26 protein-coding genes are annotated in these 23,313 nt (G+C 68.5%); 10 read left to right on the plus strand and 16 right to left on the minus strand.

Annotated elements, in window-relative coordinates; genetic code table 11:
- Nucleotides 1-88 precede the first annotated feature (88 nt).
- A complete protein-coding gene (gene galE / locus PW734_05855) occupies nt 89-1,060 on the plus strand; it encodes a UDP-glucose 4-epimerase GalE (protein ID MDE1170720.1) in 972 nt (323 codons plus the stop codon).
- Nucleotides 1,061-1,115: 55 nt separating this feature from the next.
- Here galE and PW734_05860 read toward each other — a convergent pair whose 3' ends face one another.
- Together PW734_05860 and PW734_05865 are read right to left on the minus strand one after the other, a co-directional pair.
- Nucleotides 1,116-2,000 carry a tetrahydrofolate dehydrogenase/cyclohydrolase catalytic domain-containing protein gene (locus PW734_05860; protein MDE1170721.1) on the minus strand — a complete coding sequence of 295 codons (885 nt, stop codon included), beginning with the start codon at nt 1,998-2,000 and terminating at the stop codon, nt 1,116-1,118.
- Between the two features lie 9 nt (nt 2,001-2,009).
- Nucleotides 2,010-2,840 (minus strand): NAD-dependent epimerase/dehydratase family protein, encoded by an 831-nt coding sequence (locus PW734_05865; protein MDE1170722.1) that lies wholly within the window; start codon nt 2,838-2,840, stop codon nt 2,010-2,012.
- Between the two features lie 52 nt (nt 2,841-2,892).
- Between PW734_05865 and lnt the strand changes: the two genes are divergently transcribed.
- Nucleotides 2,893-4,428, plus strand: a complete 1,536-nt coding sequence (lnt, locus tag PW734_05870) for an apolipoprotein N-acyltransferase (GenBank protein MDE1170723.1) — start codon at nt 2,893-2,895, stop codon at nt 4,426-4,428.
- Here lnt and PW734_05875 read toward each other — a convergent pair.
- From PW734_05875 to PW734_05895, 5 genes are read right to left on the minus strand one after another with little or no spacing between them, the layout of a single operon-like run.
- On the minus strand, nt 4,390-5,148 hold the full coding sequence (locus PW734_05875) for a methyltransferase domain-containing protein (protein MDE1170724.1): 759 nt from the start codon (nt 5,146-5,148) through the stop codon (nt 4,390-4,392). The two genes, lnt and PW734_05875, sit on opposite strands and share 39 nt — an antisense overlap.
- 27 nt (nt 5,149-5,175) lie before the next feature.
- The gene (locus PW734_05880) at nt 5,176-5,691 is read right to left on the minus strand and encodes a phosphoribosyltransferase family protein (protein MDE1170725.1); all 516 of its coding nucleotides are present in this window, start codon (nt 5,689-5,691) and stop codon (nt 5,176-5,178) included.
- 6 nt (nt 5,692-5,697) lie between these two features.
- A complete protein-coding gene (locus PW734_05885) occupies nt 5,698-6,315 on the minus strand; it encodes a hypothetical protein (GenBank protein MDE1170726.1) in 618 nt (205 codons plus the stop codon).
- Between the two features lie 41 nt (nt 6,316-6,356).
- Nucleotides 6,357-7,859, minus strand: a complete 1,503-nt coding sequence (locus PW734_05890) for a lipase maturation factor family protein (GenBank protein ID MDE1170727.1) — start codon at nt 7,857-7,859, stop codon at nt 6,357-6,359.
- A gap of 21 nt (nt 7,860-7,880) precedes the next feature.
- The gene (locus PW734_05895) at nt 7,881-8,369 is read right to left on the minus strand and encodes a peroxiredoxin (GenBank protein MDE1170728.1); all 489 of its coding nucleotides are present in this window, start codon (nt 8,367-8,369) and stop codon (nt 7,881-7,883) included.
- A gap of 96 nt (nt 8,370-8,465) precedes the next feature.
- Here PW734_05895 and PW734_05900 point away from each other — a divergent pair, with 96 nt between their 5' ends.
- From PW734_05900 to PW734_05915, 4 genes are read left to right on the plus strand one after another with little or no spacing between them, the layout of a single operon-like run.
- Complete coding sequence (locus PW734_05900) at nt 8,466-9,845, plus strand: FAD-linked oxidase C-terminal domain-containing protein (GenBank protein ID MDE1170729.1); 1,380 nt, start codon at nt 8,466-8,468, stop codon at nt 9,843-9,845.
- Nucleotides 9,842-10,378: a hypothetical protein gene (locus tag PW734_05905; GenBank protein MDE1170730.1), complete on the plus strand. Its 537-nt coding sequence runs from the start codon at nt 9,842-9,844 to the stop codon at nt 10,376-10,378. Before PW734_05900 ends, PW734_05905 begins: the two co-directional genes overlap by 4 nt.
- Entirely contained in the window at nt 10,375-11,019 is a 645-nt protein-coding gene (locus tag PW734_05910) for a DUF47 family protein (protein ID MDE1170731.1), read from the plus strand. The genes PW734_05905 and PW734_05910 overlap by 4 nt, the downstream gene beginning before the upstream one ends.
- Nucleotides 11,016-12,050: an inorganic phosphate transporter gene (locus PW734_05915; protein ID MDE1170732.1), complete on the plus strand. Its 1,035-nt coding sequence runs from the start codon at nt 11,016-11,018 to the stop codon at nt 12,048-12,050. The genes PW734_05910 and PW734_05915 overlap by 4 nt, the downstream gene beginning before the upstream one ends.
- On the opposite strand, the gene PW734_05920 is transcribed toward PW734_05915, so the two are convergent.
- Complete coding sequence (locus PW734_05920) at nt 12,040-12,726, minus strand: L,D-transpeptidase family protein (protein MDE1170733.1); 687 nt, start codon at nt 12,724-12,726, stop codon at nt 12,040-12,042. The genes PW734_05915 and PW734_05920 overlap by 11 nt on opposite strands.
- Nucleotides 12,727-12,783: 57 nt before the next feature.
- Here PW734_05920 and PW734_05925 point away from each other — a divergent pair, with 57 nt between their 5' ends.
- On the plus strand, nt 12,784-13,092 hold the full coding sequence (locus PW734_05925; GenBank protein ID MDE1170734.1) for a hypothetical protein: 309 nt from the start codon (nt 12,784-12,786) through the stop codon (nt 13,090-13,092).
- Nucleotides 13,089-14,219 (plus strand): glycosyltransferase family 9 protein, encoded by a 1,131-nt coding sequence (locus PW734_05930; GenBank protein MDE1170735.1) that lies wholly within the window; start codon nt 13,089-13,091, stop codon nt 14,217-14,219. The genes PW734_05925 and PW734_05930 overlap by 4 nt, the downstream gene beginning before the upstream one ends.
- Here the strand turns inward: PW734_05930 and PW734_05935 are convergent.
- From PW734_05935 to PW734_05955, 5 genes are read right to left on the minus strand one after another with little or no spacing between them, the layout of a single operon-like run.
- Nucleotides 14,216-14,965, minus strand: coding sequence for a hypothetical protein (locus tag PW734_05935; GenBank protein MDE1170736.1), 750 nt, complete (start codon nt 14,963-14,965; stop codon nt 14,216-14,218). The genes PW734_05930 and PW734_05935 overlap by 4 nt on opposite strands.
- A gap of 15 nt (nt 14,966-14,980) precedes the next feature.
- Complete coding sequence (locus PW734_05940; protein ID MDE1170737.1) at nt 14,981-15,949, minus strand: hypothetical protein; 969 nt, start codon at nt 15,947-15,949, stop codon at nt 14,981-14,983.
- Nucleotides 15,946-16,668, minus strand: coding sequence for an ABC transporter ATP-binding protein (locus PW734_05945; protein MDE1170738.1), 723 nt, complete (start codon nt 16,666-16,668; stop codon nt 15,946-15,948). The genes PW734_05940 and PW734_05945 overlap by 4 nt, the downstream gene beginning before the upstream one ends.
- On the minus strand, nt 16,668-17,447 hold the full coding sequence (locus PW734_05950) for an ABC transporter permease (protein ID MDE1170739.1): 780 nt from the start codon (nt 17,445-17,447) through the stop codon (nt 16,668-16,670). The genes PW734_05945 and PW734_05950 overlap by 1 nt, the downstream gene beginning before the upstream one ends.
- A 44-nt stretch (nt 17,448-17,491) precedes the next feature.
- Nucleotides 17,492-18,556, minus strand: a complete 1,065-nt coding sequence (locus PW734_05955; GenBank protein MDE1170740.1) for an ATPase, T2SS/T4P/T4SS family — start codon at nt 18,554-18,556, stop codon at nt 17,492-17,494.
- 76 nt (nt 18,557-18,632) lie between these two features.
- On the opposite strand from PW734_05955, the gene PW734_05960 reads away from it, so the two are divergent.
- Nucleotides 18,633-18,974, plus strand: coding sequence for an Hpt domain-containing protein (locus PW734_05960; GenBank protein MDE1170741.1), 342 nt, complete (start codon nt 18,633-18,635; stop codon nt 18,972-18,974).
- Nucleotides 18,971-19,867, plus strand: a complete 897-nt coding sequence (locus PW734_05965) for a GGDEF domain-containing response regulator (GenBank protein ID MDE1170742.1) — start codon at nt 18,971-18,973, stop codon at nt 19,865-19,867. The genes PW734_05960 and PW734_05965 overlap by 4 nt, the downstream gene beginning before the upstream one ends.
- Here the strand turns inward: PW734_05965 and PW734_05970 are convergent.
- From PW734_05970 to PW734_05980, 3 genes are read right to left on the minus strand one after another with little or no spacing between them, the layout of a single operon-like run.
- Nucleotides 19,864-20,280: a MarR family transcriptional regulator gene (locus tag PW734_05970; protein MDE1170743.1), complete on the minus strand. Its 417-nt coding sequence runs from the start codon at nt 20,278-20,280 to the stop codon at nt 19,864-19,866. The two genes, PW734_05965 and PW734_05970, sit on opposite strands and share 4 nt — an antisense overlap.
- Nucleotides 20,252-21,040 carry a trehalose-phosphatase gene (gene otsB / locus PW734_05975; GenBank protein MDE1170744.1) on the minus strand — a complete coding sequence of 263 codons (789 nt, stop codon included), beginning with the start codon at nt 21,038-21,040 and terminating at the stop codon, nt 20,252-20,254. The genes PW734_05970 and otsB overlap by 29 nt, the downstream gene beginning before the upstream one ends.
- Complete coding sequence (locus PW734_05980) at nt 21,037-23,259, minus strand: trehalose-6-phosphate synthase (protein ID MDE1170745.1); 2,223 nt, start codon at nt 23,257-23,259, stop codon at nt 21,037-21,039. Before PW734_05980 ends, otsB begins: the two co-directional genes overlap by 4 nt.
- Between the last annotated feature and the right edge of the window lie 54 nt (nt 23,260-23,313).

Genomic DNA, 23,313 nt, shown 5'->3' on the forward strand with positions numbered 1-23,313 from the left:
CTTAAACGACAAAAAGGAGGACCCCGCCCGGGTCCTCCTTTTTTCTTTTGGCGGGCGGGTTTTTTCCGCCTACGCTGCCTGTCCTTTTATGAAAGTCTTGGTCACGGGTGGGGCAGGCTACATCGGGAGCGTCTGCACGGAAGAACTTCTCAACGCGGGCCATCAGGTGGCCGTCTTCGACAGCCTGGTGGAGGGGCACCGTTCCGCCGTCGACACCCGGGCGGAGTTTATCCAGGGGGACCTGGGCGACCGCGCCCTCGTCTTCCAGACCCTGGAGCGGCTCAAGCCGGACGCCGTGATGCACTTCGCCGCCTTCGCCCTGGTCGGCGAGTCGATGACGAATCCTTCCAAGTATTTCGTCAACAATCTGGCCAACGGCCTGAACCTGATCGACGCGATGATCGCCGCCGGGACCAAGAAGCTGGTCTTCTCCTCCACCTGCGCCACCTACGGCGTGCCGGAGAAGATCCCCATGGACGAGCGGACGCCGCAGAAGCCGATCAATCCCTACGGCCACTCCAAGCTGATGTTTGAGCAGGTGCTGAAGTGGTACGAGCAGATCCATGGCCTAGTCCACGTGAACCTCCGCTACTTCAACGCGGCGGGCGCCTCGGAGAAATTCGGGGAAGACCACCGGATTGAGACGCACCTCATCCCCAACGTGCTGAAGGTGGCCCTGGGGCAGAAGGAACAGGTCGACATCTACGGCGACCACTACGCCACCCCGGACGGCACCTGCATCCGGGACTTCATCCACATCATCGACCTGGCCGCCGCCCACATCCTGGCCCTCAAGCAGGAGAAGAGCGGCTCCTACAACCTGGGCACGGGGGAGGGCTACTCCGTCCAGCAGGTCGTCGACGTTTCCCGCAAGGTCACCGGCCATCCGATTCCCATCGTGGTGCGGGAGGGCCGCCCGGGGGATCCGCCCCGCCTGGTCGCCAACGCGCACAAGGCGAACAAGGAGCTGGGCTGGAAGCCGAAGTTCACCCGCCTGCAGCCGATCATCGAGAGCGCGTGGAAGTGGCACCTGGCGCACCCGAACGGGTACCAGGACTAAGGATTCAAAAAAAGAGCCGCCTGAAGAGGCGGCTTTTTTTGTGCCCGGATTGGGGCTAGGCCGCCAGGTTCTCCGCCGCGCGGACGGTGTTGGAAAGGAGCATGGCGATGGTCATGGGGCCGACGCCGCCGGGATTGGGCGTGATTTTCCCCGCCACCTGGCGGACTTCCTCGAAGGCGACGTCGCCCACCAGTCGGTAGCCCCGCTTGTCGGCGGCGTCCTCCACGCGGTTGACGCCCACGTCGATGACGACGGCGCCGGGCTTCACCATGGAGGCCTTCACGAATTCGGCCTGGCCCATGGCGGCGATGAGGATGTCGGCGCGGCGGCAGGTTTCCGCCACGTTCTTGCTGCGGGAGTGGACGACCGTCACCGTGGCGTCGGCGTGGGGGGCTTTCTGGAGGAGGATGGCGGCCATCGGCTTGCCCACGATGTTGCCGCGGCCCAGGACGACGACTTCCGCGCCCGCCGTCGGCACGCCGCTGCGGATGAGCAGCTCGTGGATGCCCGCCGGGGTGCAGGAGCGGAAGCCCGCCGTGTCGCCCAGCAGGAGCTTGCCCACGTTGACCGGGTGGAAGCCGTCGACGTCCTTGCGCGGGTCGACGGCGGCGAAGACGGCCGTCTCGGAAATATGCTTCGGCAGGGGGGCCTGGACCAGGATGCCGTGGACCTTCGGGTCGCCGTTGAGGCGGGCGAGGAGGGCGAGGAGCTCGGCCTCCGTGGTGGTTTCCGGCAGGACGACGGTCTGGGAGGCGATGCCCAGCTCGTCGGCCTTCTTGTGCTTCATCCGGACGTAGGCCTGGGAGGCGGGGTCTTCCCCCACGCGGATGAAGGTGATGCCCGGCTGGATGCCCCGGGCGGCCAGGGCGGAGGCGCGGGCGCGGGTTTCCTCGTGGATCGCCTCGGCGATTTTCTTTCCGTCGATCAGGTCTGCGGGCATGCCCCCCACTTAAGCGTCCTTTAGGAGCGCGTCCAGCCCTTCGCGGAACGTCGGGTGGCGGGGCGCCCAGCCCGCGGCGCGGAGCCTGGCGTTGGAGACCCGCTTGTTCGTCAGGCCGCGCTTGCGGCCCGGATTGGGCGGGACGTGGGGGGGCATCGGTTTTCCCAGCCGGTGGGCCAGCCAGCCGTAGTAGTCCAGGTAGGTGACGGGCGCGTCGTCGGCGGCGTTGTAGACGCCGCCGGGCAGGGGAAGGGCGAGGGCGGCCGCCAGGTCGTCCCGGTGGATCTGGTTGATCCAGCGGGTGCCGTCGCCCTCGATCGCGGCGGTTCCCGCGCGGAATTTTTCGAGGAGGGCGCCCCGGCCCGGGCCGTAGATGCCCGCCGCGCGGAGGATGACGGCGCCGGGTCGCCGCAGCGCCTCGGCTTCCGCTTCCAGGAGGATTTGGGAAGTCGCGGCGGCGGGAGCGGCGGGGGAATCCTCCGCCACCCACGCGCCGTCGTTCTGGCCGTAGACGGAGGTGGAGGAAACCATGACGGGCCGCGCGTGGGGCAGGTGGGCCAGCGCCCGGCGCATCCCTTCCAGGTAGACGCGGCGGTAGGCCTCCGGACCGCCGCCGCGCGTGGCGGCGCAGTGGACGACGGCGGCGAAGTCGGCGGGCAGGCCGCGCCAGGCTTCGGGATCGGCCAGGTCGCCGGTCCAGGCGGCGATGCCCGCCTCCTCCAGGGCGCGGGCGCTTTCCGGCCGGTGGACCCAGCCGGTCACGGCCTCTCCCCGCTCTTTCAGGAGCCGGGCCAAGGCCAGGCCGACGTAGCCGCAGCCGAGGATGAGGGTTTTGGACACGCCGGGAAGTATGCTTGGAATGGGACGGTTTGCAGGCCATAAAACACCTCCCATGCTTTGGACCTCCCTCGGCGTTTTCCTGAGCGGCCTCGCCCTCGTTGCCTCCTTTCCGCCCTGGAATCAGGGTTGGCTCGTTTGGATTGCCCTCATTCCGGCGCTCCTGGCCGCCGGGCGGCTGCCCAAGCCGGGGTGCTTCACCTGGCGGGAGCTGGCGCCCGGCTACATTGTGGGGCTTCTCTATTTCGGCGGGGCGTTCTGGTGGATCGGGGAAGTGACCGTCGCCGGGACGGTGGCGCTGGTGCTGTACATCGCCCTCTATCCGGCGCTCTGGCTGGCGCTGGCGCGGCGGCTGTGGCGGCGGGAGCCGCCCTATACCTCGGCGGGCAATCTTTTGCTGGCGGCGGAGCTGGCTTCCTGGTGGATCGTCTGCGAATGGCTGCGCGGATGGCTCTTCGCGGGCTTTGGCTGGAACGACCTGGGCGTGGCCCTCTGGCGCAGCCTGCCTTTGGCGCAGGGGGCGCGGCTGGGCGGGGTGCTGCTCCTTTCCTGGCTGGTCGTCTTCGTCAACGTCGTCGGCGCGCTGACGCTGGTCCGCTTCTATCATGAAGTGGGGAAGCGGCAGAAGCTCTCCCCCCACGCCGACTTCGGCGTGGCGATGCTGGCGGTGGCCCTTCTTTTTTCCTACGGCGCGCGGCAGATCTGGCCGCCCGCCTCGGAGGCGAAGCAGGTCAAGACGCTCCGCTTCGCCCTCATCCAGCCGAACGTGCCCCAGGATGAGGTTCATCCCTTCCCGCCGCTGGAATCGCTGGAGCGGCACCTGGTGCTGACGGAGACGGCGGCGGCGCTGCGGCCGCAGCTGGTGGTCTGGCCGGAGACGCCGGTCGGCGTGGCCGCGCTGGTGGAGCCGGTCTACGCGCAGACGCTGGCCAATTTGGGGCGGCGGAGCGATTTCTCCCTCCTCCTGGGCTCGCTCGACCGGGTGGACGGGAAGTTTTTTAACGCCGCCTTCTTCTACCCGCCGCATGCCGCGGCCCCGGCGCAGCGCTATTACAAGCACTGGCTGGTCCCCTTCGGCGAATACGCGCCCTTGGCCGATTACCTGCCGGTGATGCGGAGGCTGGTCCCCTTCGACATCGATTTTTCCGCCGGGCCGGGGCCGGGCCTCTTCACGTTGCCGGACGGCACGACGGCGGCCCCGCTTATTTGCTATGAGGACACGCTCCCCGCTTACGTGCGGCGGGTGGGGCGGCTGGGGCCGGACCTTCTCATCAATATCACCAATGACGGGTGGTTCCGGGGCTCGCCCGGCGCGGCGCAGCATCTGGCCAACGCGGTTTTCCGCTCAATCGAGACGGGCCGCCCGCTCCTCCGCGCGGGGAATACGGGGATCAGCGCCCTGGTGGAGCCGACGGGGCGCGTCGCCTCGCGGCTGGAGGCGGACGGGCGGGAGGTGGAGATCTCCGGGATCCTGAGCGGGGAGGTAAGCTGGACGCCGCGTCCCGCGCCGACGCCCTACCTGCGCTGGGGCAACTGGATCCTGGCGCTGCCGCTAGCGTTCGCGGCCCGGCGCGTCCTGCGCCGGCGCTAAGCCGGGCTTGGAGGGGGAGGTCCCCTCCCAGGCCCGCTCCACGGCGCGGCCCAGGCCGGCGCCCGTAGGGCCGGGGCCTTTGGCGGAGACGGTGATGATCCGTTCCTCGAAGCGGAGCGGCTCGCCGTTGGCGGCCAGGCGGCCTTTCGTGTCGGGGCTCGATTTGGAAAGGGAGAGGTGGCCGGAATGGGCGGCCTTTGGGTCGTGGGCGATGTCGAAGAGGGCCTTGTCGATTTCCTCCCCGGGGATCTGGTGCTGGCCCGCGCGGGAGGGGGGCGAGGGGTACATGAGGGCGATCTTCCCGCCGGGCTTGGCCAGGGAGACGATCCGGTCGAGCGATTTGCGGCGGTCGGCGGCGTCCAGCTCCTGCAGGACGGCGATGCCGAGGACCAGGTCGAACGCGCCTTCCTGGCCCTTCAGCTTGGAAAGGGAGGGAAGGCGGTCGCGGACGTAGGCGACGCCGGTGTGGGCGTTGGCCGTCCGGGCGTGCTCGAAGAGGTCGGAGGGTTCCACGGCGGTGACGCGGTGGCCGTAGCGTTCCGCCAGCCACTTGGCGTCGGCGCCGGAGCCGGAGCCGATGTCGAGGATGCGCAGGGGCTCCTTCGACTCGAAGAGGTGGAGGATCGACTGGTGGACCTTGGCCCGGTCGAGGCCGTCGTATTGGGCGGCCAGCTGGGCGGCGTTCTCGCTGTAGTAGGCGATGCGCTCGGGGTTCGGCATGGCCTTGGAGAGAAGCCGGTTCCGTGCCTAATCGAGGGCGCGGATCGAGTTGAGGCCGCGGTATTTGCCGTCGTCGTCCAGGCCGTAGCCGACGACGAAGCGGTCCGGGATGTCGAAGCCGACCCAGCGGGGGCGGATTTTCACCGTGCGGCGGCGCTTTTTGCGCAGGAGGACGCAGATCTCGACGCTTTCCGCGCCCAGGTCGCGGACGTGCTGCTGGACGGCGTCCAGGGTCAGGCCGGTGTCCAGGATGTCGTCGACGATGATGGCGTGGCGGCCTTTCAGCTCCGCCTGGCAGTGTTCCAGCCCCTTGAGGACGCCGCTGGAGGCGCGGCCCGCGTAGCTCTGGACGCGCCAGCATTCCACCTGGGTTTCGATGGGAAGGCGGCGGACCAGGTCGACCAGGAAGAAGATGCTCCCGTTCATCAGGCCGATGACGGTCAAGGGCTTGTCCTGGTAGCGGCGGCTGATGTCCTTGCCGAGTTCGGCGACGCGGCGGCGCAGGACGGGGGAGGAGAGGAGGGAATCACCGGGAGCTTTCATAAAGGGTCAGTCGAGTTTGGCCAGGGCCTTGCCCATCTTTTGGCCGAGGGGGGTGGAGGCGTCGAGCTGCAGGCCGTCCCGCCAGGCTTGGCGGGCGCCCGGCCGGTCCTTTTCCTGGGCGAAGGAAAGGCCGGCGTAATAGTAGATGGTCTGGCGGGTGGCCAGGTCGAGATCGTCGCCGATGCCCGGTTCCCGGATTTCCTGGACCAGGTAGGTGAAGTCGTCCCGGGCGGTCTGGCGGCGGCGGAAGAAGGCGGGCAGCTCGAAGTTGTTGATCGCCCGGACGAGGCGCGCGCCGACGTCGCGCGGGGCGCCGGCCACGGCGGCGTCCATGGTTTGCAGGCCTTTCTTGAGGGCGGCCAGCTTGCCCGGGCCGGGGAAGGCGTCGCGGCTTTTCAAGGTATAGGCGCTGCCCAGGTAGGCATGGAGCAGGGCGTTCTGGGGGTGTTCCTGGGTCAGGGTTTCCAGGCGGGTGAGGAGCTTAGGCACGGCGCCCTTTTCCTCCCGGACGGCGGCGTCGTGGAGCTGCTGCACTTCCAGGATCTGGGGGTCGGCGAAGGGGTCGGCCGCCCCGGCGCGCGCCGCCAGGAGGAGCAGGCAGAAAAGGGGCAGGAGGCGGCGCATGGGGACCTTTGATGGAAGCGGGCGGAGCGGAGAGCGCAAGGCTATTTCGGCGGCGCCTCCGCCTCCAGGCTCAGGGTGGGGTAATACCAGCCCTCCGGCTCGGCGGTCCACCAGGCGCCGGTGGCCTTCCGCTCCTCGCCGGAGGTGAAGCGGTAGTCGAAGGAGAGGGCGCGGACGTAGCGGGGCGGGTGATCGGGGAAGGGATTGCCGTCCAGGAGGCGGAGGACGTCGGGGGAGCCTTGAAGGAGCCGCACCATGAAGTTGCGGAACCAGGGCGTCTTGTCCCCCGTGCTCAGGGCGGCGAACCACATCTGCCAGTCGAGCCGGGGCTGGTAGGGGGCGACCCAGCGGGGGGCGCGGCGGACGTCGCCCGGCTTGGCAGGGAAGCGGTAGGGTTTCCAGTCCGTGCCGTCGTCGCTCCCTTCCAGGAGGATCTCGCCGCGCGTCTTGGTCATGACGGCGAAGAGGCCGTAGAAGTTCGTGCTCCGCCAGGGGAGGACCGCTTCCTCCCCCCGCCGGACGAAGTCCGGGAAAAGGCCTCCCATGCCGACTCCCTCCAGGGAGAAGACGAGGCTCCAGAAAAGGAGGAAGCCGCCCAGGCCGTAGAGGACGGTTTTGCGGAAGGGGGAAAGCGGCATGGCCTTGTAGGGGCGGACGATGGCGGAGCGAAGGGCGCCGGAGAGGGAGAGGAAGCAGGCGTCGTCGACCAGCAGGCAGGTCAGGGCCAGGGTGAGCCAGTTGAAGAAGGCGTAATTGCCCGTCAGCGCGATGAAGAGCTGGAGGGCGGCGATCCCCGCCGCCGCTTGGCGGCGCAGGAAGGGCTGGCCGAAGGCGCCCCAGACGAAGAGCAGCTCCACGGCGAAGACGAAGACCGCGCAGGCCTGGTGGAAGAGGAGCGGGGCGTGAAAGAAGAACCAGGCGGGCACCGTCGGCAGCGGCTGGGTGAAGTAGTGGTAGGAAAGGGCGGAGAGGTCCCGCCAGCTTGGGTCGCCGCTGGCCAGCTTCACCAGGCCGGAGAGGAGTATGAGGCGGAACAGGAGCCAGCGCAGGAGGAAGAGGGCGAAGGCGGGCGGCTGCGGCGGCAGGGAGAGGAAGCGGGGCCGCAGCCGGAGGGGGACGGCCAGGACGGCGAGAAGCCCGGCCTCCAGGAGGAGGCCGTCCCATTGGAAGGCGAAGAAGCTCTGCCCCACGTTGACGACGGAAAGGTAGAGGAACCAGAGGAGGGGCAGGAGGAGGATGGGGGCGACGTCGAAGAAGAGCAAAAGGCTCAGGGCCGCCCCGATCCACGGCACGGCCTGCAGGAGGCCGTCCCCGTCCCCCAGCCAGAACAGGGTGGGCAGGCCGAAGAAGGAGGAGCCGCCCAGCTCCCCCCGCAGGAAGGAAAAGAGCCCGTGGGCGGGAAGGATTCCCCGGGAGCCGAGGAGCCCCAGGACCTGCGGGATGAGGGCGGCGAAGGCGAAGAGGTAGGCCGCCGCCAGTCCCCGGAGAAAGAGCCAGAGGCCGACCCGCGCCGTGGAGGAGGGGTGCGGGATCTCCGATTTCATCCGGGAGGTAAGGGGGGCGCCCTAGGCCGTCAGGTTCGGCAGGGCGGCCAGGAGGTCGTCCACCTGGTGGCGGACGCGGGTGTGCAGGTCGCGCCAGACGACCACGCCGTCCCGGATCAGGTAGCTGCGCCGCAGTGCCAGGCCGAAGACGATCGGCACGCCGAAGGCGCGGGCGACCTTGCCGTCCGTGTCGGGGAGGAGGAGGTAGGGGAGGCTCCGCTTTTCGCGGAAGCGCTGCTGCGCTTCCGCCGAGTCCTTGCTGACGCCGATGACGCGGATGCCCGCTTCCTGGAGGCGGGCGAAGCCGTCGCGCAGGTCGCAGGCCTGCAGGATGCAGCCGGGGGTGCCCGCCTTCGGGAAGAAGTAGAGATAGGTCATCCCGGTGCGGAGCAGCTCGCCCAGCTCCACGCGGTTGCCGTCGGCGTCCTGGGCGGCAATGGGGGGGACGTGCGCGCCCACCGGCAGGGGCTGGTCTTTGGGAGTGAAACCGAAGGCTTTGAAAAAGGGCATAATGGGGAAAAGGCCCATCAGCATGGGGGGTTGGGGGAGAAAGGCAACTTTCATCGTTGCGACCCCTTTGGCGCTCCGGTTTAATCAGTCTTCCCGATGGCTTCCTCCTCCTGGACCGCCGCCCTGCGGCGCCTTTTGCCCGCCGGCCGCGTGGCGACCGATCCCGAAACCCTCGCCGCCCATGCCGGGGACGCCTGGTTCGCCGCCGTCACGCCGGAGGCTGTCGCCTTTCCCGCCGACACGGCGGAAGTTTCCAAGGTCCTGGCCTTCGCGCACCGGCGGAAGATCCCGGTCACCGCGCGCGGGGCGGGGCGGGGCTACGTCGGCGGGTGCGTGCCGCAGCGGCGCGGCATCGTCCTCTCCCTCATCCGGATGAACAAGGTCTTGGAAATCGACTTGGTCGACGGCGTCGCCCGCGTCCAGCCGGGCGTCCTCACGGCTTCCTTCCAGGATCTGGTGAAGAAGAAGGGCTGGTTCTACCCGCCCGATCCGGCCAGCCGGAAGGAGTGTTCCCTGGGCGGCAACGCCGCCACCAACGCGGGCGGCCCCCGCTGCCTGAAATACGGCGTCACGCGCAATTATGTCACCGGCCTGGAGGTCGTCCTGGCGGACGGCACCGTCGCCCGCGTCGGCGGGCGGACGCAGAAGAACAAGGCGGGCTTCGACCTGGTCGGCCTCTTCGTCGGCTCGGAGGGGCTCCTGGGCGTCGCCACGGAGCTGACCCTCCGCCTCATCCCCCATCCGCAGGCGCGGGCGGGCCTTTCCGCCACCTTCGCCTCCGCGCCCGCGGCGGCCCAGGCGGTGCAGGCGATCTTTGCCGCCGGGTTCCTGCCCAGCGGCCTGGAGATGGCCGACAGCTTCACCCTGAAGGCGGCGCGCAATTACCTGGGCGCCGACGTGGTGCCCCCCGGCGCCGCGCAGATCCTCGTGGAGGTCGACGGCCGCGCGGGGAGCGTGCAAGGGGAGCTCAAGGAGCTGGCCGCCCTCCTGCAAAAGCTGAAGACCCCGCCCGGCCATCTCCGCCTGGCCCCGGACGAGGCGGGCTGCGAGGCCCTGTGGGAGATGCGGCGCAACTACTCCGCCTCCCTTAAGAACAGCGGCCTGACGAAGCTCAATCAGGATATCGTGGTGCCGCGCCGCCGCCTGGTGGACCTCTTCCGCTTCGCCGCCGGGCTGCAGAAGCGCTACGGCATGCCGGTGGCCTGCTTCGGCCACGCGGGGGACGGGAACATCCACGTCAACGTCATGGCGGACATGTCCCGCCCCGGCGCGGAGAAGGCCTCCCGCCGGGCGCTCGACGAGCTGTTCCGCCAGATCCTGGCCTGGAACGGCACCATCACGGGGGAGCACGGCATCGGTCTGGCCAAGCTGCCGTGGTGGAAGACGGCGGCCTCCCCGGAGGTGCGCGCCCTCCACGCCCGCATCAAGCGGGCCCTCGACCCGGCGGGGATCCTCAATCCGGGCAAATTCGCATGATCTCGGAAGACACCTTCCGCTACGCGCTGGAGAACACCCGGGTGGTCCTCCCGCCGCGCCGCCGCCTGGAAACCTTCGGCAGCTCCCTGCTCAACTACTACCTGGTCACCGGCGACATGGACCGGCCCGACCTTTCCCGCGTGCGGGAGGGGCGGATCGAGGCGGAACGCCCGCAGATCATGTCCCCGCACCATTTCTCCAAGCTTTTCCTGGAAGGCTTCGGGGAGCGGGCGGAGTCCTTCGCCGCGTTCCTTAGCCAGAACGCCGCCCGTTTCACCTTCCTCCAGCACGGCTTCCATTTCCGCAAGAACGAGCTGCAGACCCACGAGGTGAGCCGCCCGGTGGAGGCGGTGCTGGAGGAAGTGCGCCTCCGCGTGGAGGGGAAGGACGACCCCCTGGCCGCCGTCATCGCGGGCGTCGACGACGCGTGGGAGGTCTGCCTCCTCAAATTCATGGTCGACCTGGTCCAGCAATCGGCCCCCTGGCAGGTCGAGGAAATGCGCCGCAAGGGCCTCTTAGGAGACAAAGAATGAGTTCGTTTTGGAAAAAGATCCTGGGGAAGGACGAGAAGTTCTTCGACCTGCTCGACGCCAGCGCCCACGAGGCGGGAATCACCGCCCGCTGCCTGCGGGAGCTGCTGCAAAAGGCCGGGGACGGCGGGCTGAGCGAGGCCGACCTCTCCGAGTTCTCCCTCCACCGGAACAAGGACAAGGAGATCACGCGCAAGATCACCCGTGAGCTGTGCCGCACCTTCGTCACCCCGCTGGAGCGGGAGGACATCGAGGCCCTTTCCGAATCCCTCTACCGCATCCCCAAGACGGTGCAGAAGATCGGCGAGCGGTTCCTCTTCTGCTCGGAGAGCCTGCTGAAGGACAAGTCGCTCCTGCGCCAGGCGGAGATCCTGGAGCAGGCCACGCAGGTCGTCTGCCGCCTCATCCAGCTCCTGCGCTCCGGCGAGGCGATCGAGAAGGCCAGCGACCTCCACGGCCGCCTGCAGCAGCTGGAGGGGGAGGCCGACCGCCTCTTCACCGCCATGCTGCGGGAGGCCTACGCCCACCGCGACGCCAAGGAGCTGATCCTCCTCAAGGACGTCTGCGAGCTGATGGAAAAGGCGATCGACCGCTGCCGGGACGTCGGCAACACCGTCTTCCAGGTGGTCCTCAAGAGCTCATGACCCTGGTCCTGGCCGTCCTGGCCGCCGCGCTCCTCTTCGAGTTCATCAACGGCTTCCACGACGCGGCCAACGCGATCGCCACCGTCGTCTCCACCAAGGTCCTCACCCCGCGGCAGGCCGTCCTCCTGGCGGCGGCGGGCAACCTCGTCGGCGCGCTCACCGGCACGGCGGTGGCGGCGACGATTGGCGGCGGCCTGGTGGAGGCGCGGGCCGTCTCCCCCGCCGTGGTCCTGGCGGCCCTCCTGGCCGCCGTGCTCTGGGGGCTCCTCACCTGGTGGCTGGGCCTCCCCTCCAGCTCCAGCCACGCGCTGATCGGCGGCCTCTGCGGCGCGGCGCTGGCCGCCACGGGGCTCGATTGGTCGGTTCTCAAATGGAGTTCGGGGCTGTGGCCGAAGGTCATCGTGCCGATGGTCACCTCCCCGCTGCTCGGCTTCCTGGGCGGCCTCCTTCTCATGTATGCCATCCTGCTTCTCTTCCACCGGATCACGCCCCTGGCGGCCAAGCGGTGGTTCGGCCGCGCGCAGCTGGCCAGCGCCGCCATGATGGCTTGGAGCCACGGCTCCAACGACGCGCAGAAGACGATGGGGATCATCGCCCTCTGCCTCTTCGCCGCCACCGGCGCGGGGACCTTCGCCGATCTGCCGTCCGCCCTGGCCTTCCTGCGCACGCCGGAGTTTCACATCGCCCCGTGGGTGGTGCTGACCTGCGCGCTGACCATGGCGGCGGGGACCGCCTTCGGCGGCTGGCGGATCATCCGCACCCTGGGCCACCGGATGGTGAAGCTCCATCCGGCCAACGGCTTCGCGGCGGAGGCCTCCGCCGCGGCGGTCATCCACGCGGCCAGCCACTTCGGCATCCCCGTCTCCACGACCCACGTCATCTCCACGGCGATCATGGGCGTGGGCACCACCAAGCGCCTCAGCGCGGTGAAGTGGGGCATCGTCCACAAGATCGTCTGGGCCTGGGTCTTCACCCTGCCCGTGACGTCGGTGCTGGCCTACGGGATCTACCGGCTGGCGTTCAGGGCCTAGGCGCGGGCAAATCCCACGCCTGCCAGAGGCGGCGGTAATCGGCCTCGTCCAGCTGGACGACCTGCGGGTGCTTCGCCGGGTCGAGCCAGCGGACCAGCCGTTCCAGCTCCTCCCGCGCCATCACCGTGCAGCCGTAGGAGGGCCGGTCCGGCCCGCGCCGGATATGGAAGAAAATGGCGCTGCCCAGGCCGGGGGCGCTTTCCGGGTAGTTGTGCTCGATCAGGACCTCCCACTCGTGCGCGGGATCGTGGAGGCGGGTCTTTTCCTTGTCGAACCAGGGTGGCGGGGCTTCCCCCTCCGGCAGGACATAAAGATGGTTGTAGCCCGGCAGGGCGGGATCGCCAACCCAGGCGGTCCGCTCCGTCTTCTGCACGTAGTCCGGCCAGAGGGAGCCGGAAGGGAGCGCGGGCGCGTCCCCCAGAATGGTGCCGACGGCGAAGCGGCCCATCGGCGTCCGTCCGTCCCCCTCCTTTTTTTGGAGGCCGGGCTGCTCCGGGTGGAGTCCACGGCCCCAGGCCAGGCCGTTCTTGCCGTAAAGGACCGGCACCGGCGGGCCGGCGGGATGCCAGGCTTCCTGCGGCGCGGCGCGCTCGAAAAGCTGGAGCGTCCCCCGGGTCGAGTCGGGAGTCGGGGCCAGGCAGAGGATGAGGGCCAGGGGGAGGACGGCGGCGTTCACGGGCGTGCCGTTATTTTCGCCTTGTTGCCAAAGCTTGTCACCTGCCATCGTGCGGGCATGAGCGACATCCGCACCCTGATCGATGGCCTCCGGCAGGAGATCGGCGCCTCCCCCGAAGGGCTGCACAAGGTGGAGATGGCCTGCCTGCAAGCCGAGCAGGCCAACGGCGTGGGCAAGAAATTCCCCAAGTGGATGCGCCCCTTCCTTCGTAACCAGAACCGCATCAACGTCCTCCTTATTCGGGGATTGCGGCAGCTCCTGGCCCTCCACCGCCGGCATGAGGCGGTGCGGCAGCGGGAGATGGAGGTCCTTTTCCGCAGGATCGATGAATTGGAGCTCAAGGTGCGCCGGGAGCCCCAGCCTTGATCCGGCCCGTTCTGGAGATTCCCGCGCTGGAACCGATCCCGGCGGAGGAGGTCGGCTCGATCGCGGTGGTGAAGCCCGACCACATCGGCGACCTGATCCTTCACACCCCCGTTTTCCCCGCCCTGCGGCGGCGTTTCCCGAAAGCCCGCATCACGGCGGTCGTCGGGACCTGGGCGGCCGAAGCGCTGCGGAACAATCCTCATGTCGACGAAATCGTCGCCTTTACCCCGGAGTGGCTTGACCGGGATCGGGTCCGCTTCGACCTGGCCAAGCACCGCCGCAACCAGGAGGCCCTGGCCCGGCTGGCGGCCAAGCCCTTCGATCTGGTGATCAACCTGCGGGACGAGGGGGAGGCCGTCTCCTACCTGAACCTTTCCGTCAACGCGCTCCTGACCGGCCGCTGGTTCCTCTCCTATGTGAAGGACCATGCGGAATTGGCCATGGTGAGCCACCCGGTCGCCTATCGATACGAGCGGATGCACGTCCTCGACCGGGCGAAGGCGCTGCTGCGGGCCATCGGCGTCGAGGTGGACGGGCTGCCCGCCCTCTATCCCTCCGCGGAAGACACGGCGCAGGCCGAGGCGCTGCTGGGGGGCAAGCGTTACTGGGTGGCCCTGGCCCCCGGCGCGGGCTGGCCGGGGAAGCGCTGGCCCTCGGAGAATTTCCTGGCCTTGGCGGCCGCCTTGCAGGAGCGGGGCATTCCCTTCCTGGCGCTCGGCGGCAAGGCGGAGGCCGGAGTGGCGGAGGAGATGGAGAAGCGCTTCGGCGCGCTCAACCTCTGCGGCAAGACGACTCTCCTTTCCGCCGCCGCCGTCCTGGGCAAGGTGGCCGTGGTGGTCAATTCCGACAGCGCCGCCGCCCACATGGGCGCGGCGATGGGAGCACGGGCGATCAACATCATGCAGCCGACGGCGCGCGTCGAGTTCGTGCCCCTGGGCCGGAAGGAGGCGGACGTCGTCTCCTACGACGACTGCATCAATTCCTGCCGCCTCTGGTTTTTCGGCCGCGACCCGAAGGAGGCGATCCTTCCCTGCGAATGCGTGGAGGGAATCGGCGTCGAGCGGGTGCGGCGCGCGGTCTTTCAGGCGCTCATCGACGCGTACGACGCGGGCGAGCTGGAGGGCTAGGCCTCGTAATGGGCCGCCAGCTGGCGGCCCGCCACGCGGCGCAGGATGGGGCGCCCGCCTTGGACGTCCTGCCGGTAGTTTGGCAAAAGGAGCAGGCCGCGCCGCAGGGTTTCCCCGTCTTCCGCGCCGACGCAGAGCGCGCCGGCCTGGAGCAAGGGAGGCCGGGGGGCGAAGGAAGGGGCCTCCCCCGCCGTGACGCAGAGCGCGCCGGGAGAGGCGGCGGCGAGCCGGGCCAGCGCTTCCCGAGCGGCGGGCGCGGCCCCTTCATACGCGGCCAAGAGCGCGAAGCCGCCGGACGGAATTTCATGGGGAAGGTCGAGGGGGACGATCGCCTCGCCGGGGCCGCGCAGGGCTTCCAGCAGCGCCTGGTGATCGGGCGGGATTTTCCCGGCATAGGCGACATGGCCAGGGCCGTGGAAGGCGCGGGCCTCCGCCAAGGCGCGCAGGGCGTTGGTGTCCGCTTTGGGGTCGAGCGCGTAGGCGCCGCCGTCCAGAATGGCTTCCGCCGCTTCCGGAAAGCGGAGTGGATAGGGTAGGCCGCGGGCGGCCAGGTTGGAAGCGCGCACCTGGTCGAGTTCCTCGCGCAGTTCCCGCACCCGCCGGTCGAGGAGGAGCAGGTGGTCCATCGCCGCCTTGCCGTGGAGGAGGACGTGGCGGATGCGCAGGAGCTGTTTCTTGGCCCGCCAGACGCCGAGGCGGCCGAGGAGGCCGACGAGGGCCTGGTGCGGGGCGGAGCGGGGTTTCATGGCGGGCATGAGATTCTAAAGAAGGACGCTTTTTTGCAAGAGCCGTTCGTGGTCGAAGAAGGCCAGGGCGCTTTCCCGGTCGTTCACGCCGCAGGCGACGATCCAACGCCCGGCCTCGAAGAGCGCCCCCGCCGGGTAGGCGACGGCGGAGCCGAAGAGGGCGCGGGGGGCGAAAGGGTCGCCCTCCACCAAGGGGAAGGGGACCCACCGCGTGGGCCGGAAGGGAGGATGGGCGGCGAAGGCGTAGAGCGTCGCCCCGTAGATGGCGCCGGTGAAGGTGGGAAAGGGCGGCGGCTTTGGAAAGTACCGGGCGTGGAGGAAGGAGAAGTATTCGTCCCCGACGCGGACGGGCGGGGTGCCGCCGCGCGGCGTGCCGAAGGCCCACGGGAAGCGGGCCTTTGTCTTATGGACGGCGGCGGGCCGCCCAGCCCCCAAGTCCCAGGCGACGACGGCGTGCGGCTGGGGCGCGTGGACGAAGTGGAGCTGCCCCGCGTGCTCGAAGAACTGCCAGTTCTTTTCTGTCGAGAAGGGGTGGAAGGCCCCGCCGGTGGGCGCGGTGCCGGGGGCGTAGTCGTTGAGGTTGTGGTTGCGCCCGTAGGGCAGGGGGACGCGGGCCAGGGGGCGGCCTTCGCCGTCGATCCGCCAGAGAGCCTGCGACTGGACCTGCCCCTGCATGCCCAGGAGGGTGCAGGCGCAGTAAAGCTCCTCCCGGAAGAGGAAGAGTCGCGGGTCCTCGATGAATTGCCCGGGCGGGAGGGCAGGGCGGAAGGGGCGGTGGCTGCCGGGGAGGGGCAGAAAATCGGGGCCCAGGCGGCAAAGGTGGACGGTGGCGTCGTCGCGGAAATCGTTGGCGCGGTAGGCCAGGTAAAGGTCTCCCCGCCAGCGGGCCAGGGAGGGGTTGAAGGCGTAGCGCTTGGCCGCGCCGTCCCCGGCCAGGCGGGCGTTGGGGAGGGAGAGGATCCGCTCCGCCAGGGGCGCCTTCATGCGCCCTGCTGCATGAAGGCGGCGTAGCGGGAGGAGATCTCCTCCACCGTGCCGGTGGCCTGGGTGACGCCGCGGTTCACCCAGGTGGCGCGGGTGCAGAGCTGCTGGATCAGCTCCGGGGAATGGGAGATGAGGATGACCGACATGTCCGAGCGGATCTTCTCCACCAGCGCGTCGGTCGATTTTTTCACGAAGCTGACGTCGCCCACGCCCAGGACCTCGTCCAGGAGGAGGACGTCGGGATTGACCTCCATGGCCACGGAAAAGCCCAGGCGCATCCGCATGCCGGAGGAGTAGGTGTAGACGGGCTGGTCGAAGAATTCCCGCAGCTCGGAGAACTCCTCGATCTTTTTCAGCCGCTTGAGGATGGTGCGGTGGTGGAGGCCCAGGAGCATGCCGCCCAGGATGGCGTTTTCCCGGCCGGTGAGGCTTTCCTCAAAGCCGACGCCGATGGAAAGGAGCATGACGCGCAGGCCCTTGGCTTTCCAGATCTTACCCCGGTCCTTGTCGACGATGCCGGAGATGAGCCGCATGAGGGTGCTCTTTCCCGCGCCGTTGGAGCCCAGGACGCCCAGGGTTTCCCCGCGCCGCAGTTCCAGGGAGACGTCTTTCACCGCCCAGAAATCGCGGCTCCCGTCCAGCGGGGTGCGCAGCCGGTATTTGAGGCCGACGTTTTCCAGCCGGAGGATGGCGGGGTGGCCCGGGTCGTGCGGGTGCATCAGAGCGCCCTTTTGGTGATCTGGCCGCCCAGCTTCCGGATCAGCCAGAATCCGGAGGCCAGGGCCAGCGCGCAGAGGGTAAGGGAAGGGAGGAAGTGGCTCCAGCGGGGCCAGCTCTGGTTCATGAGGATGTCGCGGTAGCCTTCGATGAGCGGCACTGCGGGATTGAGGTAGAACCAGGGGCGGAAGGCTTCCGGCACCTTGGTCAGGGGGAAGAAGACGCCGGAAACCCAGATCATGATGCCCAGCAGGGTGCTAAGGAGGGTCCGCCCGTCCTGGAAATAGGGCATGAGGATGGAGAGGGGCATGCTGACGGAGACGACGACGAAGAGCTGGAGGAACAGCAGGACCGGCAGAGCCAGGTAGGGAAGGCTGACGGGGCAGTGCAGGATCCAAAAGAGCGGGAAGACGACGACGAGGGAGAAGACGAATTTCCAGCTCAGGTTGGCGATGGCGATGATGGGGTAGATGCTCTTCGGCAGCTGGACCTGCTGCATGAGGCCGGCGTTGCCGACGATGGCGTTGGCCCCGCCGTTGATGCTGGAGGCGAAGTGGTTGTAGACGACGTTCCCGATGAAGAGGAAGGCCGCCATGTTCGGCGTCCGGTTGTGAATGATGTGGGTGAAGACGACGTAGAATACCGCCGTGCTGAGGATCGGCTCCAGGACCCACCAGAGGGTGCCCAGGTAGGTTTTGTCGATGTCCCGCTTGAGGTTGGCGTAGGTCTTGAACCGGACGATGTGCCAATAGCGGGTGAGCTGGACGAGCGAGTCTTTCAAGCGCGGCGCGACTATACGGAAGCCCCCCCGGCTTCCACAATCCCTTACTCCCGGGGGAATTCCGGGTGCTGGAAGAGGCCGTCGCTCAGGTGGCCGCGGCTGAAGAGCTCCGCCAGCTCGCGCAGGCGCTTGTCCGGGATCATGGCCGCGTAGGGAAGGGTGGCTCCCTGGGAGCGGCGGCGCTTGAAGAGGGCGGCCTGGTAGGTCATGACCACGGAGGGCAGGAGAGCCTGGCCCGCGCCGCGGTCGCTGTTCGGGGAGTGGATGAGGAGGTTTTGGCAGAGGACCAGCTTTAGGCACCGCTTGAGGCTGTGGGCGGCCTCGACGCGGTCGGACTCCGGGAATTCCTCGATGACGCGGCCGATGGCGGAGGCGACGTCCGGCGCGTGGATCGTGCCGTAGACGAGCATGTTGAGGTTGGCCGCCTTGATCGCCGCGCGGAGGGTGGCCAGGTCCCGGATTTCCCCAAAGGAGATGACGTTGACGTCCTGGCCCAGGCTGCGCTCCACGGCGTCGGCGTAGTTGTCGATGTCGATGCCCAGCTCCTGCTGGGTGACCAGGGAGCGCTGGCTGCGGATCTTGTACTCGATCGGGTCCTCGAAGGTGCGGATGTGGAAGCTGCCGTGGGAGCTTTGATAGTTGAGGATGCTGGCCAGGGTCGTCGTCTTGCCCGCGCAGGGGCCGCCGGTGATGAGGACCAGGCCGGGGTTGGGGTCGACGAGGGCTTGGAGCAGGTCGTGGTCGAGGCCGAGGCGGTCGAGGCTGGGCACCTCCATCGGCTGGAAGCGAAAGGCCACCGCGCGGCGTCGGCGGGTGCCGTAGCGGGTGATGCGGATGGTGTGGGGCGGATTTTCCAGGGAGAAGGCGTGGCGCCCCTCCGAGCTGCGGACGACGTCTTCCCAGAGCATGTCGAAGTGTTCCAGGATCGGCAGGGCCTGTTTTTCCGGGATGCTCAGGCAGGAGCGGGCCAGGCGCAAAACGGGCAGCTCTCCCTCGATCAGGTGAAGGTCGGTCGCCTTCAATGACTGGACGATGGTGATGAGATTCCGGAAGAGCGGATTATTGTGGAGCCCGGCGGGCGCGGTGGCCGGCACTGGAGGGGGATTCATGCCGCCCGGGATTTAACATGAAAGCGCGTAAGAATGCAAACTCTTGCGTGTGGGAGGCGGCGATACATGATCGGGCATGACTGTCTTTGACCGGGCCGAGGCGCTGGAGCGTTGCCGCGGAAAGGAGGGCCTCTTGGCCAAATTGATCCGTATTTATCTGGAAGACGCTGCCCAGCAGGGAGCCGTCTTGGACGCGGCCTGCGCCGCCGGGGACGTGACGGCGCTGGAGCGGGCCGCCCACCGGCTGAAGGGCTCAGCCCTGAATCTGAGCCTCAAGCGCGTGGCGGAAGCCGCCGCCCGCCTGGAGGACGAGGCCCGGACGGAGCGGACTGCGGAGGCCGCCGCTCTCTGGCCCGCCCTGCGCGCCGCGTTGGAGGAGGCGGCTGCGGCGCTGCGGCCGTTCCTATCCCAGCCATGACCGCCGATCCCCTGGCGCCGGAAGGCGTCCTTCGTATCCTCCTGGTGGAGGATAACCCGGGAGACCTGCTCCTTCTCAAGGAAACGCTGGCCGAGACGCGGCTGCCCTTTGCCCTCACGCATTGCGCCGATTTGGAGAGCGCCCTGGCGCTTTCCCAGACCGACCTTTTCGAGCTGATGCTGCTCGACCTCTCTCTGCCGGACAGCACCGGCGTGGCCACGGTGGCGCGGGCCAGCCAGGCTTACCGCCGTATTCCCATCATCGTCATGACCTCCCTGGACGATGATGCGGTGGGCCTCAAGGCGATTCAGCTCGGCGCGCAGGACTATCTGGTGAAGCAGCACGTCACCGCCTATCTGCTGCGGCGGTCCGTGCGCTACGCGCGGGAGCGGCACCGGGAGCGGCAGGTGCTGTTGAAGGCCTCCCTCATCGACGACATGACGGGTCTATATAATCGCCGGGGCTTTCTCAGCGCGGCGCACGAGGAGTTGGAGCGCGGGGGAGGCCGTTTCCTGGCCCTGTTTGCCGACCTGGACGGGCTGAAGCAGATCAACGACCTGCACGGGCACGCCTGGGGGGACCGCGCCATCGTCAAGACGGCGGAGATCCTCAAGCTCTGTCTGGATAGCGAGGCGGTGGCCGCCCGCCTGGGCGGGGACGAGTTCGTCGCCCTTATTCCTTCCCCGCGGCCCGGCGCGGAGGAGGCTCTGCGCGCTTCCCTGCAAAAGGAGGTCGACGGCGTCAACCGCAAGGGGGAGAAGCCCTTCCCTCTTTCCGTCAGCATCGGCTTCCAGCGCGCCGATTTGGAGGAGGGCCCGATCGACCTGGAGACGCTCCTGGCCCGGGCGGATGGCGAGCTTTACAAGGCCAAGCGCGTCCGCAAGGGAGTCTAGCCCGGGATCGCGTTGAGCCAGTCCCGCACCGCGTGGAGGCGGCGGGATTGCGCGGCGTTGGCGCGCAATAAGGCGGAGATCCCGTCGCTGGCCGCGCCCAGGGCCCTGCGCCCTTCCCGGGTGATGGAGATCATCTTCCGCCGCAGGTTGCGGGGGTCCTCGGCGACGAAGACGAAGCCCTTCCCCTCCAGCCGGGCCAGCATGGGGGTGAGGGTGCTGGGGTGGATGTCGAGGGCGGCGGCCAGAACGAAGGGGGAGGCGGCGGGCCGGTCGACCAGGGCGCGCAGGACCAGCCACTGGGTGATGCTCAGGCCGTGGCGCTGGTCGCACGCCTTGTTGAGGCGCTGGATGGCCTGGGCGATTTCCGCCAGGGCGCGGGCCTGGCTATCGCCGGAGGGGTTCGCCGGTTGCATGGCCCACGATGAAGCCCAGGAGGGTCTTGAGCAAGCGCGCCATTTCGGCCTGGCTCTTGATGTAGAACTGGGCCTGGGACGATTCCCGGTAACCGATGCGGACGCCGATGATGCGCGGATCGCCCAGGGAGAAGGCGTCCTCGTCCGTGTCGTCGTCCCCGACGTAGAGGGCCGCCTTGGCCCCGCTGCGGGAAAGGAGTTCCTGAAGGGCGATTCCCTTGTGCGGACCTCCTTCGGCCACCAGGTTGACGACGCACTTTCCCAGGATGACGCGCGGCGGCGGGTCGAGTCGGGCGGATAGTTCCAGGATGCGCTGTTTGGCCTCTTTCTTCCGGCGGGAATGGCGGTAGTGGAGGGCCAGGGAGAGGGCCTTGTCTTCCAGGACCACGCCTTCCCGCTCCTCTTCCGGCGGCAGGGACGCCTCCATTTGCAGCCGCCAGGAGCGGCACAGCTCGGCGAAGTGGCGCAGGGGGGCGGGATTGGGCATCGCCCCCTCCAGGCCGTGGTTGCCCACCAGGTAGGCGGGCTCGAAGGGGAGGCGGCGGCGGAGGTCGACGACGCTGCGCCCGGAGACGACGGCCAGCGGCACGCGGCGGCCCAGCTCCTCCGTCAGCTCCGCGACGGCGGCGGTCATGGCGGCGTCCTCCGGGGCGTCGACGATGCGGGAGAGGGTCCCGTCGTAGTCGAAGGCGAAGAGGGTGCGGGTGAAGCTGAGCGACTCGAGGATGCGCAGTCCCGCTTCGGAAAAGACCGGGATCATGCCGCGGCCTCTCCTCCGGCGGTGCGGATCTTGCCGCGCTGGCGCATGCGGGCGGCGTCGATGAGCATCTTGCCGGCCCAGCGGTAGACGTTGAATTCCTTTACCAGCGCGGCCATGTTCTGCATGCGGTCCCGCTGCTCCAGCGGGGGCATGGTCAGGGCCAAGTGGAGCGCGGCGGCGCACTGGTCGATGTCGTAGGGGTTGACGATGAGCGCCTCGGAAAGCTCCCGCGCCGCGCCGGTGAACTGGCTGAGGATGAGGACGCCCTGCTCGTCGTCGTTCCGCGCGGCGACGAATTCCTTGGCCACCAGGTTCATGCCGTCGTGCAGGCTGCTGACGAAGCAGAGCTCCGCGGCCCGGAAGTGCTCGAAGACGGAGTGGGCGTCGTGGTGCTCCACTTTCAGGACGATGGGGTCGTAGCCGGGGCGGCCGAAGCGGGCGTTGATCCGCTCCGCCAGCTGGCGCACCTCCTGGTCGAGGGCCTGGTATTGGCCGATGGTGGTGCGGCTGGGCGCGGCGATCTGGATGAAGGAGAAGCGGCCGATCCATTCCGGCTGCAGCTCCAGCAGGCGTTCCACGGCCAGGAAGCGCTCCTGGATGCCCTTGGTGTAGTCGAGCCGCTCCACGCCGATCCCCAGGAGGCGTTCCTCCTCCATGCCGTTCATCTTGCGGATGTGGCGGCGGCACTCCCGCACGGAGCGCCCGGCGGTCTCCCAGCGGGGCGGCCACTCGATGGAGATGGGGTAGCGGTTCACCGCGCAGAGCTGGCCGCCCAGGGTGACGGTGGAGTGCTCCCGGTCGATGCGGGATTCCAGGAGCCGGTCGACGGAGTCCAGGAAGTTGTTGCAGTGGTAGCGGGTGTGGAAGCCCAGGATGCTGCTGCCCAGGAGGCCGCGGAGGATCTCCTCCCGCCACGGGCAGATGCCGAAGGACTCGGCGTTGGGCCACGGAATGTGCCAGAAGGTGATGATGGTGGCGCGGGGCAGGCGCCGGCGGACCATCTCCGGCAGGAGGGCGAAGTGGTAGTCCTGCACCAGGATGACGGGGTTTTCCGTGCGGGCTTCCTCCACCACCGCGTCGGCAAAGCGCTCGTTGACCCGCACGTATTGCTGCCAGTCGCTGCTGCGGAAGATGGGCCGCGTGTGGGCGATGTGGCAGAGCGGCCAGAGCCCCTCGTTGGCGAAGCCGTAGTAGTAGCCCTGCTCCTCCTCCTTGGAGAGCCAGATGCGGCGGATGGAGTAGAAGGGGTCTTCCGGGGGGACGCGCACGTGGTCGCGGGCGTCGACGGTCTCCCGGTCGGCGTCGCCGCTGCCGTGGGCGATCCAGGTGCCGGAGCAGGCGCGCATGACCGGTTCCAGCGCGGTGACCAGGCCGCTGGCCGGGACCTGGACGATGATCTGCCCGTCCTTCCCGTGCCGGTGGATGTAGGGCTCCCGGTTGGAGACGGTGAGGATCTCCTCCCCGGCCAATTCCTTGTGGAGGATTTCCTTGAGGGCCAGCGGGCTCCAGTTGATCTGGTTCTCGTCCCGCACGTGGCGGCTCACCTCCAGCTCCTTCACCAGGGCGCGCAGCTCCTTGGCGATCGGCTGCAGCTCGGGGGAGCGGATCTGGCTCACCGGCCGCAGGAGGCCCTCCCCGCGCATGAGCGCCTGCATGCCGGAGATCCACCCCTTCCAGCTCAGCTGGGCCACCAGCACGGTGGTGAGGGAGACGATCAGGCCGATGCCGACGAAGAGGTAGAAGATGCCCTTCTTGGTGTCGTCGCTCCGGTGCTGGATGAAGCTCATGTCGTGGACCAGGAGGAGGCGGCCCAGGGCCTGCCCTTCGTTGCCTTGCAGGGCGCGGGAGGAGACGTAGAGGGGGCCGCTGGTCAGGACGACGCGGTGCGGGACGGGGGAAAGCAGGTCGGCGGGCGGGAGGTCCCGGGGGAAGCTTTCCGTTTTGTACAGCAGGCGGCCCGCCGGATCGCAGACGCCCGCCGCGTAGAGGCGCTCGTCCCGCACCATGCGGCTGAAGAGCATTTGGATGCGGGCGGCGTCCTTGGTCTCCACGAGGGAGGAGATCGTGTCCTCCAGGGAATTGAAGATCAGCTCGGAGCGGGCGTTCAGGTCGCGTCCGAACCACTTGGCGCTGAAATGGTCGACGACGGGAATGAGCGCGTAGGCGATGGCCGCCAAAACGAGGATCAGTGGCAGGATGAAGCGGAGGGAAAGGCGCATGAGGGGGGAAACCTAATTTCATTTTATATAAAAGTAAATAATGCATAAAGCGCG

It is taken from the genome of Verrucomicrobium sp. (assembly GCA_028283855.1).
Lineage (GTDB): Bacteria > Verrucomicrobiota > Verrucomicrobiia > Methylacidiphilales > GAS474 > GAS474.